At 65.2% G+C, this 11,238-nt stretch carries 10 protein-coding genes and 1 pseudogene; 10 read left to right on the plus strand and 1 reads right to left on the minus strand.

All coding sequences use genetic code 11. The annotated features are described in order from the left end of the window. From A8G08_RS27500 to A8G08_RS13820, 5 genes and pseudogenes are all read left to right on the plus strand, one after another. A pseudogene (locus tag A8G08_RS27500) lies at positions 1-598 on the plus strand (mammalian cell entry protein); the annotation flags it as partial. Next, positions 595-1,698, plus strand: a complete 1,104-nt coding sequence (locus A8G08_RS13805) for an MCE family protein (protein WP_068274845.1) — start codon at positions 595-597, stop codon at positions 1,696-1,698. The pseudogene A8G08_RS27500 and the gene A8G08_RS13805, both read left to right, overlap by 4 nt. Then, entirely contained in the window at positions 1,695-2,864 is a 1,170-nt protein-coding gene (locus tag A8G08_RS13810) for an MCE family protein (RefSeq protein WP_068274848.1), read from the plus strand. The genes A8G08_RS13805 and A8G08_RS13810 overlap by 4 nt, the downstream gene beginning before the upstream one ends. 117 nt (positions 2,865-2,981) lie before the next feature. Next, a complete protein-coding gene (locus A8G08_RS13815; protein ID WP_068274850.1) occupies positions 2,982-3,173 on the plus strand; it encodes a hypothetical protein in 192 nt (63 codons plus the stop codon). A gap of 31 nt (positions 3,174-3,204) precedes the next feature. Then, positions 3,205-4,113, plus strand: a complete 909-nt coding sequence (locus A8G08_RS13820) for an oxygenase MpaB family protein (RefSeq protein WP_068274855.1) — start codon at positions 3,205-3,207, stop codon at positions 4,111-4,113. A gap of 38 nt (positions 4,114-4,151) precedes the next feature. Here the strand turns inward: A8G08_RS13820 and rpsR are convergent, their stop codons facing one another. Next, positions 4,152-4,412, minus strand: coding sequence for a 30S ribosomal protein S18 (gene rpsR, locus A8G08_RS13825; RefSeq protein ID WP_068274857.1), 261 nt, complete (start codon positions 4,410-4,412; stop codon positions 4,152-4,154). Positions 4,413-4,564: 152 nt separating this feature from the next. Between rpsR and A8G08_RS13830 the strand changes: the two genes are divergently transcribed. From A8G08_RS13830 to A8G08_RS13850, 5 genes are all read left to right on the plus strand, one after another. Continuing rightward, positions 4,565-6,058 carry a DUF2079 domain-containing protein gene (locus tag A8G08_RS13830; protein WP_245672821.1) on the plus strand — a complete coding sequence of 498 codons (1,494 nt, stop codon included), beginning with the start codon at positions 4,565-4,567 and terminating at the stop codon, positions 6,056-6,058. 163 nt (positions 6,059-6,221) lie between these two features. Next, positions 6,222-7,094: an oxygenase MpaB family protein gene (locus tag A8G08_RS13835; RefSeq protein WP_084436209.1), complete on the plus strand. Its 873-nt coding sequence runs from the start codon at positions 6,222-6,224 to the stop codon at positions 7,092-7,094. A gap of 580 nt (positions 7,095-7,674) precedes the next feature. Then, on the plus strand, positions 7,675-8,364 hold the full coding sequence (locus A8G08_RS13840; protein WP_068274860.1) for a response regulator transcription factor: 690 nt from the start codon (positions 7,675-7,677) through the stop codon (positions 8,362-8,364). 107 nt (positions 8,365-8,471) lie between these two features. After that, positions 8,472-9,872 (plus strand): HAMP domain-containing sensor histidine kinase, encoded by a 1,401-nt coding sequence (locus tag A8G08_RS13845; RefSeq protein WP_084436211.1) that lies wholly within the window; start codon positions 8,472-8,474, stop codon positions 9,870-9,872. A gap of 166 nt (positions 9,873-10,038) precedes the next feature. Then, on the plus strand, positions 10,039-11,238 hold a 1,200-nt coding region (locus A8G08_RS13850), incomplete at its 3' end, for a S1C family serine protease (RefSeq protein WP_084436213.1).

Consider the following 11,238-nt stretch of genomic DNA (forward strand, 5'->3'; position numbering starts at 1 on the left):
ATTCCCGCTGCTCGACGGTAACGGCGACAAGCTGAAGCAGACGCTCGACGATCTCTCAGCGGCCTTCAAGGTGACCATCGCGAACAAGGACCAGATCTCCAACACGATCGTCAAGCTCAACGACATCACCGCGATCGTGGCGGACAACGACGCGACGGTTCGCGAGTTCAGCGGCCGGCTTACCGACTTGGTCGCGCTGATGGGTGAGCAGGGACCCGGTCTGCAGGCGGTGCTGGCACAGCTCAACGATTTCGTGAACAACACCAGCGCTGTGATCGGTGAGCATCGCGATCAATTCGGCGGGGCGATCACGCGCCTCACCGGGATCACCGATCAGATGCGCGCCAACTCGCGCAACCTCACCGAATTGGTCGACGTGGCGCCGCTGCTGTTCCAGAACCTCGACAACTCGATCAGCCGGGAAGCGCGGGCGGTCAGAATGCACGCGCTTGCGGACAAGTCGTTGCTCGACGGCGAAGGGCTCACGCTGTTTTGCGAGCGGATCCAGATGCGCTCGGACGGATGCCGTACGGGCAAGCCGCAGGACTTCGGCCCCGACCTCGGACTCACCGCCGCCCTGCTTGGACTGACCGAATGAAGACGAGTGCAAGGCCTTTCACATCGATCCTGGCTTCGATCGCGGTGCTGTCGGGGGTGGCGTTCTCGACCTCGGCGTGTGGCACCACTGCGGCAGACCTCCCGCTGCCCAAGCCCGGCGTCGGCTCCGACACCTACACGGTCAACGCGGTGTTCGTCGATGCGCTGAACCTGCCGAATCAGGCGCATGTCAAAGTGGGCGGCTCCGATGTCGGCATGGTCACCGACATCAGCGCGTCGAACTACGCCGCGAACGTGCAGATGAAGATCCGCTCGGATGTGGTTCTGCCGGAGGGCACTACCGCAGAGCTGCGGCAGGCGACACCACTCGGCGACGTGTACGTCGCGATCGCACTGCCGACGAGAGCCGACGGCGGGCAGCCATTGCGCGACGGCGCAACGATCAACCTGGAGCACACCTCTGCCGGAGCCTCGGTGGAGGACCTGCTCACCTCGGTTGCCATGCTGCTCAACGGCGGTGCAATCAGTCAGGTCGCGCGCATCACGAGCGAGATGGATTCGATGCTCGTCGGGCGCGGACCGCAACTGTCCCACCTGTTGCGGGAGCTGACCGGCGTGATCGGTAGCGTGAATCAGCGCACCACTCAAATCGACTCGACGCTGGGTGGACTGAACTCGTTGCTGGGCAACCTCGCCCAGCGCCGCGAGGAACTGGGCGCAGCCGCCGACACTTTCCCCGATCTTGTCGGCGTCATCTCGGAGAACAACGAGTCCATCTCGTCGCTGATCGGCAAGGTCGGCGTGACGATGGCCGCGGTGGGTGACTTCACCGACACCACTGGCCCCGAGTTCAAGAAACTCTTCGACAGTGTGCAGCGTTTGATGACGGGCTTCACCGAAATGGGTGACGATCTCGCCGGCACCCTCGAGGGTTTGCACGCCGTGCACCCGGGTGTGATGGCCTCGATCGAAGGCCCGGCTCTCGCCGTCGCAGTGACGGTGTCCTACCTGAGCATCAGCGCCCTCACCGATCCCAAGGCCGGGCGGCTGCCGAACGGCTCCGATGTCCCGGCGTTCATCGGCAGCCTCGGGCAGGTCCTCGAAAAGGTCATCTACCGATTGCAGAGTCAACCGCGATGAATCCACCGCTGCTGAAATTCCTGGTGCGGCACAAGATCGCCCTGGCGAACCTGAGCCTGATCGTGATTCTCGCGGTCGGCACCGCGTATCTGCTCGCCTTCGTGGTTCGGGTCAATCCGCTGCAACAGACGTACGACGTCTCGGTGCACATGACGGTGTCCGGTGGATTGCTGCCCGGCAACGACGTCGCTTTCCGCGGCGAACGGGTGGGCAGGGTGGAAAGCGTCGAGATCGCCGACGACGGCATCGTCGCGGTGGCACGGATCAAAGCGGAGAAGAAGATCCCACTCGGCGGAACCGTTGCAGTGCGGCGACTTTCGGCCGCAGGGGAGCAGTTCATCGACTTCCGGCCCGAGTCCGATACCGGCCCGTACCTCGAAGACGGTGCAACGGTCGATGCTGCCCACGTTTCCGCGCCAGTGGCCATCTCGTCGGTGCTGTCGAACATGAGCGGCTTCATCGACGGGCTCAATCCGGATCGGCTCGATGTGGTGATCGGCGAACTCGACAAGGCGCTCGCGGGTGGCCCAGATCAGTTGCGCAGTGTCATCTCCGGAATGAGCGTGGCGATGGCCGGTCTCAATACGAAGCTGCCGCAGACGCAAAAGCTGATCAGCAGCCTGGAGACGATCGCGGACACCACTTCGCAGGTCCAGCCGGATCTCGGCCGGCTGGTCTCCAGTTCCGGAATCCTGTTCGAACAACTCACTGCCGCGGATCAAGAGGTGCGCGATTTCCTCGAGCGCGGTCCCGGCCAGTTGGCGACCCTGAATGGGGTGGTCAGCGAGAACCTGGATCCGATGACGAACCTCGTCACGAACTTCGTAGCGATAACACGCGCGGCACGGCTGCGCACGTCTGCGATGTCGGCGCTGTTCCCGGCATTACGGGTGGGCTCGGAAGCGCTCGGTGTGCCGGTGTACGACAACGAGTTCCACACGCTCGTCGACATCCTCCCGCGGCCATCGTGCGAGTACGACACCATTCCGGTGGGTCCCACCAATACCGACAAGGGTCCGGTCAGGCTCTACAACTACTGCGTCACCGACAACCCGGCCCTGCAGATTCGCGGATCGGCAAATGCGCCGCGGCCAGACGTCCCGGACAACACCTCGGGTCCGCCGCCCGGTGTTACAGGCGACGAAATGTCACTCCCGCCGCGCTGATGGCTAAATGAACTGCTGCGTCGTCTGCTGGCCGGTCCTCATTTTCTCCAACGTATGCATGACCTAGGGGGAAACTATGCAGTGCAATGATTTTCAGATGATGCGAGGGGTGCCGCGATGATGGTTCTGGTGCGGTTCATCGATGTGTTCGTGATCTTTTGCAAGATTCTCGGTGGCCGTGGTTACGGCAATCCCTTCACCCGTGTGCTCGCCTGGCTTGTGGTGGTGTCGGTGGCGCTCTTTGCCGTCGGCCTGGTCGCTTTCGCGGTCGCACACATACCCGACCTCGTCGACGAGCTCAATTCCTGACCTTTTCGATCTTCCGCTTCAAAGGAATGAAATGACCTCGCACGCAGTAAGGCTCGAACCATCAGATGCGGATCCGCTGCCGCTGGAGCAGATCCGGATCCCGGTTCGGGCGGGCCAGCGGCGCTGGACCAACAAGGCGCTCGCAATCACCGACGCGCTCGACTTCTGGTCGGGCGCCGGGGCCGCCGCGAATGTCGTCATGCAGCTCGCCTGGCCCGAGGTCGGCTACGGAGTCGTGGACAGCAAGGTCGAATCCGGTGCGCTGGTGTCGCATCCGTACAAACGCGGGCGGACCACGACGCAGTACCTCGCGGTCGCGATCCTCGGCAACGACGAGGAGCGTGCGATCTTCCGCGAGGCGGTGAATACCTCGCATCGGCAGGTGCGGTCGGGGCCGGGCGATCCGGTGAAGTACAACGCGTTCGATCGCGACTTGCAGTTGTGGGTGGCCGCCTGCCTGTTTATCGGCTTCGAGGACACCTACCAGTTGCTGCACGGGCGGATGGACGACCAGCAGCGGGAGGACTTCTACCGGTCGTCGTCCAAGCTCGGCACCACGCTGCAGGTCACCGAGGATATGTGGCCGGTGACCCGGGCAGACTTCGACGAATACTGGGCGCAGGCCTGTACCCGGGTGCACATCGACGACAAGGTCCGCGCGTATCTGAATGACCTACTCGATCTGCGCATGGTCGGCTGGTATCTGCGGCTGCCGCTCCGCGGCTTGCTGCGATTCCTCACCATCGGATTCCTCGCGCCGGTGTTCCGCGAGCAGATGGGCGTCACGTGGTCCGACGCCGATCAGCGACGCTTCGACCACTTGTTCGTTTTCGTGTCGTTCGTGAACCGCTACATCCCGCGCTTCATCCGGCACGGCGGGTCACATGCGCTGATGGCGGACCTGCGGCTCCGGATCCGGCTCAACAAGCGGATCGTCTAGCCGGGACCTATCCCCGTCGCTTCGCTCGCCCAGCTCGGTCAGCGGTTGGTGCTGGTGAACGGCAGCAGCGCCATCTCGCGGGCGTTCTTCACCGCGACAGCGACCTGCCGCTGCTGCTGCGGGGTGAGCCCGGTGACGCGCCGGCTGCGAATCTTGCCGCGATCGGAGATGAACGTGCGAAGCAGGTTCACGTCCTTGTAGTCAACCGTTTCGACGCCCGCGGTAATGAGGGGGTTCTTCTTCGGTCGGCGGCCCTGTTCGACGCGGGCCTTGCGTGACGGCGTCCTCTTCTGAGCCATGGCCAGTCCTCACCACCGCAAGATGCGGTGTTCGCGGGCTATCGGGGTTCCGCCCGATGATACCGGAGCGGACTACGTGATTTTGGCCGCTCGCGACCGCTATGCCCGGATTTCGGGTTTAGCTCAGCTGGAATCGGTAAACAATTGCGCCCGTGAGTACAACGATCAATCGGCGGGAAGCCGACATCGCCACTCTCCCCGTCTCGCTGGAATCTCGCTCGAACAATCCGCCAGGCCGCGTGCGCGCACTGTTGCTTCGCGCCGACGTGCTGGTTCCGCTCGTGGCCATGCTGGTGTTCGCGCCGCTCTATGCGGCGCTGTCGCTGCGCAACCACGCATTGCTGCGCACTTCGGGCTTCGATCTCGGCATCTTCACCGAGGAGGCGAAGGCGTATTCGGAACTGCGCGCCCCGGTCGTGCCGCTGCTCGGGCCGGGCTACAACGCGCTCGGCGATCACTTCTCGCCGGCGATGGCGCTTTTCGGACCGCTGTACCGCGCGTTCCCCTCGGCGCAGACGTTGCTCGTCGCGCAGGCTGTGCTGTTCGCGCTCGCGGTCGTTCCGCTGTCGCGGTGGGCGGTACGCACCCTTGGCGTGACCGCGGGGATAGTCGTCGCCGTCGGGTACGGGCTGTCGTGGGGTGTGCAGGCCGCGATCAACTACGACTTCCACGAGATTGCGCTCGCCATGCCGCTGCTGGCGTTCTCGGTGACCGCGCTGGGCAACCGGCGCTGGGGTGCGGCCCTGCTGTTCGCGCTACCGCTCGTCTTCGTCAAGGAGGATCTCGGCCTCACCGTTGCCGTGATCGGCGCGCTGGTCGCGTTCTGGACCTCCGGTGCGATGCGCCGGTACGGGCTGGCCACGATCGTGTGGGGCACGGGTTGGACGGCGCTCGCGGTGAAGGTGATCATCCCCGCGCTGAGCGCCGACGGTGATTACATCCAGAGTTCGAAACTTCCCTCCGGCGGCATCGCGAGCGCCGTCGATGCCGCCGCGAACGGGGTGTTCGGCGGCGATTCGCGCGCCGCGACGCTGTTCCTGCTGCTGATGATCACCGGATTCGTCACGCTGCGCTCGCCGCTTGTGCTGGTCGCGGTGCCCACGCTCGCCTGGCGATTCGTCAGCGACAACACCAGCTTCTGGGGGCCGATCTTCCACTACAGCGCGGTGCTGATGCCGATCATGTTTGCCGCGGTCATCGATGCACTGGTACGCGGTCGCGCAGATGGGTTCTTCACCAATCGTCACCGTCGGCTCGTGCTGGCTGCCGTCGCGGTGGTGGCGCTCGCCGCAACGCCCTCGCTGCCGCTGTGGAAGTTGGTGCATGCTGAAACTTGGCGGCCGAACGTGCAGGTCGCTGCCGTACACGAGCTGGCCGAACTGATCCCGCCCGGTGCCGGGGTGGCGGCCTCCAACAACGTCATCGCGCAGCTGGCCGCGGACTACGAGGTGAGCGTCTTCCCCCGCCGGGTGGGCGGCGTCGTCAGCGGGAATGTGGACACCGACTGGATTCTCGTCAACGCCTCGAATCCGCCCGGGTGGCCGCGCGACCGCGCCGGGGACCAGGAGGCACTGCGCAACGCGCGCGCGAACGGCTACATCGACGTCGCAAACCGGGACGGGCTGATCCTGTTGCGCAAGCGGTAGCGCCGCGTTCGACCTCTCGCCGCGCACCTTATGGGATCCGCGCGCACGCCTGGGCGTGTGTAATGGCCCGATTTGGTGCGCGTTCCGGACGGCGGGGTTGCCCTGCACCTATCGCGATGAGAGAGTTGGAGAGAAAATATCTCACTGACTCGCGAGGTGGACGATGGGCGAACCGATCCGATCCGGCGCTGTGCGTGTGCAAGCCGAAGACGATTCCGCCGAGGGCATTGCCCGACGGCGGCGGTACATGGTGGGACCGGGTGCTCTGCTCGGGGGGAACGCGAACGTGATCATGCAGTTGAGTAACCCGGCGGTCGGCCGCGGTGTCGTCGAGAGCGTGGTGGAACAGGGGCGATATGACAAGCACCCCAACAAGCGGGCGCGCACGACGCTGACCTACCTGGCTGTGGCGATGATGGGAACCGAACTCGACCGCGCCGTCTACCGGTCCGCGACCAATGGCTCGCATCGCCAGGTGCGATCGACGCCGGACAGCAAGGTCAAATACAACGCGTTCGATCCGGAACTGCAGTTGTGGGTGGCCGCGTGCATCTACACCGGCGTTCGGGACTACCTGGTGTACTTCTTCGGCGAGCTCGATCCCGAGACCGCCGACGATCTCTATCGAGAATCGGCCCGCTTCGGCACGACCCTGCAAATGCGGCTCGAGATGTGGCCGGCCGATCGAGCCGCCTTCGACGAATACTGGAACGCCAAGGTTGCGGACATCTCGATCGATCACCAGGTACGCAAATACCTGCTGAGGCAGATCGTCGATATGGGTCCGCACGACCGCGTACCGCGGCTCGCTTTCCGGCGAATCAACCGGTTCTTCACGACCGGCTTTCTGCCGGAGCGGTTTCGTGACGAGCTCGGACTCGACTGGGGTCCTCGTCGTCAACGCGCCTTTGAACTCCTCATGCGCGGAGCCGGTCGCATCCTCGAGCGCGGGCCCGAACGGTGGCGGATGTACCCGTACGACGATTACCTAAAAGACATGCGCGGGCGGCGAGATCTCGGAAAGGCCCTGGTGTAACCGACGAGCACGGTATCGCGGACCGGGGGGTGGCGAGGCCACCCGCCCGGCCCGCGCTGCCGCAACCGCGGGCAGCATCTTGTAGAGAGTTGGACTATGAGGAACAGTCACTAACTTAGTGAAGTAGTTTGAAGCCGGGCTGCACTGCGTAACGGCACGTAACACGCGGTTTAGCCTGGATTGAAGTTCCCGTGAAGCCGATCACAATGACTTTGAAAAATGACAGAACCACTATTAACTTAAGTGGCACACATGGGGTCCCAACCGAGGTGGGGCTCGATCGGCAGACGAATCACCATCACTCGACGTCGCGCTGCTCAGGCTCGTTCATCGGCTCGATTCAGCCGTGAAGACCTCTCTCCCAAGACATTTCGGCGGGTCCATTTCGTGCCCCGGTTCGTCAAGAACCTGGGCAACCCGCAGATGGCGTATGTGCGCTGGAGGATCCGCAAGGGGCACGCGCTCGTCTGAGGGGGGAGGGACACCTCCGGGCGCGCTGGGTCCGCGCTCGGAGGTGTCCTGCGACACGACTGCCTGACGTTCTCAGCCGGATCTCAGTCCGCCCGGTCACACTGGTCTCATGCGCATATTGGTTGTCGACGACGATCGCGCGGTGCGGGAATCGTTGCGGCGGTCGCTCACCTTCAACGGTTACACCGTCGACACCGCGGTCGATGGCGTCGACGCATTGGACAAGACCGTCAGCGCCAGGCCGGACGCGATGGTGCTCGACGTGATGATGCCGCGCCTCGACGGCCTGGAGGTATGTCGCCGTCTGCGCAGCACCGGTGACGACCTCCCGATCCTGGTGCTGACCGCTCGCGACTCCGTTTCCGAGCGCGTCGCAGGTCTCGACGCCGGCGCCGACGACTACCTCCCCAAACCGTTCGCGCTCGAGGAGTTGCTCGCGCGACTGCGTGCACTGCTGCGCCGGACGACGCTCGATTCGACGCCGGAAGAGTCGGTGGCGTTGCAGTTCGCCGACCTCTCGCTCGACCCGGCAACCCGAGAGGTCACCCGAGGCGAGCGGTCGATCAGTCTCACCCGGACAGAGTTCTCGCTGCTGGAAATGCTGATGGCGAACCCGCGCCGGGTGCTCACGCGCAGTCGCATCCTCGAGGAGGTGTGGGGCTACGACTTCCCGACCTCCGGGAATGCGCTCGAGGTCTATGTCGGGTACCTGCGCCGAAAGACCGAATCGGACGGCGAGCTGCGACTCATCCACACCGTCCGCGGTATTGGCTACGTCCTGCGCGAGACGCCTCCGTGAATTGGGGTCGCTCCGCAGGCTCCGCGCCCGTGAAAGTCGGTCTCAACCCGCGCCGGGACCACTCGACGAGGGCTCAACCGACCAGGGGCCCGGACGCGCCACACGAGATGCGTCCACCACTGGTGCTCACTCGGTCGGTGTCGCTGCGCTCGCGTGTCGCGATGCTCGCCGCCTCGGTGGTCGCCATCACGGTCGCGGTCATGGCGATCGCGGCCTACGCGGTGGTGGCCCGGGCGCTGTATGCCGACGTGGACAAGCAGTTGCAGACGCGCGCGTCCACACTGATCGAAAACAATCTCGAGGCGTTCGATTTCCGGTCGATCTCGCTGGCCACGTTCTACTCCCAGGACATCAGCGCGGCACTGATTTTCCCGGACCTGCGGGTGTACAAGCCACCCGGTTCGGATGCGCCGATCGGCGAGGAGGAACTCGCGGTTGCGCGGGGGGAGGAGCAGTCCTCACTGCATACCGTTGACGATCAGCGGGTCCTCGCCGAGCAGACCAACAGTGGTTCGACGCTCGTGATCGCCCAGGATCTGGGCCCGACCGAGGTGGTGCTGCACAGATTGGCCTGGGTGCTGCTCATCGTCGGCGGCGGCGGAGTGGTTCTTGCCGCTCTCGCCGGTATGACAGTGGGGCGCACCGGTTTACGTCCGGTGGCCCGGCTTACTGCGGCAACCGAGCGGATCGCGCGCACCGATGACCTGACGCCCATCCCGGTGGCCGGCAACGACGAACTCGCCCGGCTCACCGCGAGTTTCAACACAATGCTGCGCGCGCTCGCCGAGGCGCGAGACCGCCAGGCCCGCCTTGTCGCGGATGCCGGGCACGAATTGCGCACGCCCCTCACCTCCATGCGCACCAATATGGAACTGCTCATCGCATCGACCCAGCCCGGGGCGCCACAGCTCCCGGAGGAGGACATGGCCGAGTTGCGCGCGGATGTGATGGCGCAGATCGAGGAACTGTCCACGCTCGTCGGAGACCTTGTCGACCTCGCCCGCGAGGACATTCCGGAAACGGTCTACGAGCCGGTGGATCTCGGGGAAGTCGTGGAACGCGCGCTCGAGCGCGTGCGGCGGCGACGCTCCGACGTGGAGTTCGTGGCCGAGCTTCGTCCGTGGTTCGTCTATGGCTTCGAGTCCGGATTGCAGCGAGCGGTGCTCAACGTGCTCGACAACGCGGGCAAGTGGAGTCCGGCGGGGGAGCAGGTGCGGGTGCTTATGCGTCCGGCGAGCGAGGGACTGCTCGAGTTGATCGTCGACGACGCCGGCCCGGGCATCCCTGAGGCCGAGCGGGAATTGGTATTCGAGCGGTTCTACCGAACGACCGCCTCGCGTTCGATGCCCGGTTCGGGTCTCGGATTGGCGATCGTCCGCCAGGTCGTGGTGAAGCACGGCGGCACGATCGCGGTCGATACCTCCAGCCGCGGCGGCGCGCTGGTCAAGATCGTGCTGCCGGGGGACGGTGGCGGCGCGGCGCTCGAAGCGAACAGGATGGGTTCCTGAGCGGTCCTACGCGGAGGACAATCAGGCGTAGGGATTGCGCGGAATTCGACGCAGATCACACGCGTTGGACCGTTATCTCGGCGAATTAGTGGGGCCGTCTCAGGCCGTTCTCAGCACCGCCGGGAAAAGTGGTGCGGAGACTCGAGAGAACGGGAAAAGGCAGACGATGACCGACGATCGCAATAACGACGACCAGCGGCAGATGTACGGCCCGCCTGCCGGCTATCCCGGCTACCAGGGGTATCAGCCGCCTCAGCAGGGATACCAGCCGCCGCAGGGGCAGCAGCCTCCGCAGGGGCAGCAGCCTCCGCCGCAGGGCTACCAGCCGCCCCAGGGTCAGCAGGCACCCCAGGGGCCGCAGGGTCAGCAGGCACCCCAGGGCCAGCAAGCGCCCCAGCAGGGTTATCAGCCGACTGCGCAGTTCGGTGCGTGGGGCCGTCCCGGCGGTGAGCCGACCGGCGGATGGAATCAGCCCGGCGGCGACCCGACCGGACAGATCCCCGCCCCGCTCGCGGCAGAGGCGCCGCGCAAGCCGCGACGCGCCGGACTGGTCGCCGGTGTTATCGCGATTGCACTGGTCAGCGGTGGTATCGGCGGCGCTGTCGGTGCGATCGCGGTCGATCAGGACAACGGCGGGAACTTCGTCTCCAACGCGCTCGACACGGCCAAGCCGAACACGAACCCCGCGGCGAATGCCCCTGCCGGTTCGATTCAGGCCGTTGCGAACAAAGTGCTGCCCAGCGTTGTGATGATCAAGGTCGCCAGCAATGAGGCAGAGGGCGAGGGATCTGGCGTCATTCTGTCCTCGGACGGGCTCATCCTCACTAACAACCACGTCGCCACCGGCGCTGGTCCGGGCGCTCAGCTCGAGGTCGCATTCGCCGATGGGTCGACCGCACAAGCCGATGTCATCGGCGCCGATCCGGTCACCGATGTCGCCGTCATCAAGGTCAAGGGCAAGACCGGCCTCACCCCGATCGAATTGGGTAGTTCGGAGAACCTGGCGGTCGGCCAGCAGGTCATCGCTGTCGGTTCGCCGCTCGGCCTGGCCGGCACCGTGACCACCGGCATCATCTCCTCGCTGAACCGTCCGGTGTCCACCAGCGGCGAGTCCGCGAACCAGGCCACCGTCATCGACGCGATCCAGACCGACGCGGCGATCAACCCGGGCAACTCCGGCGGCGCGCTCGTCGATGGTGACGGCAAGCTGATCGGAATCAACACCGCCATTGCGACTCTCGGCGGCGAGATGGGCCAGCAGGCGCAGTCCGGCTCGATCGGGCTCGGCTTCGCGATCCCCGTCGATCAGGCTCGACGCATTGCCGACGAGCTAACCAAGACCGGCAAGGCCTCGCATGCGCTGATC

This window comes from Aldersonia kunmingensis (assembly GCF_001646865.1).
Lineage (GTDB): Bacteria > Actinomycetota > Actinomycetes > Mycobacteriales > Mycobacteriaceae > Aldersonia > Aldersonia kunmingensis.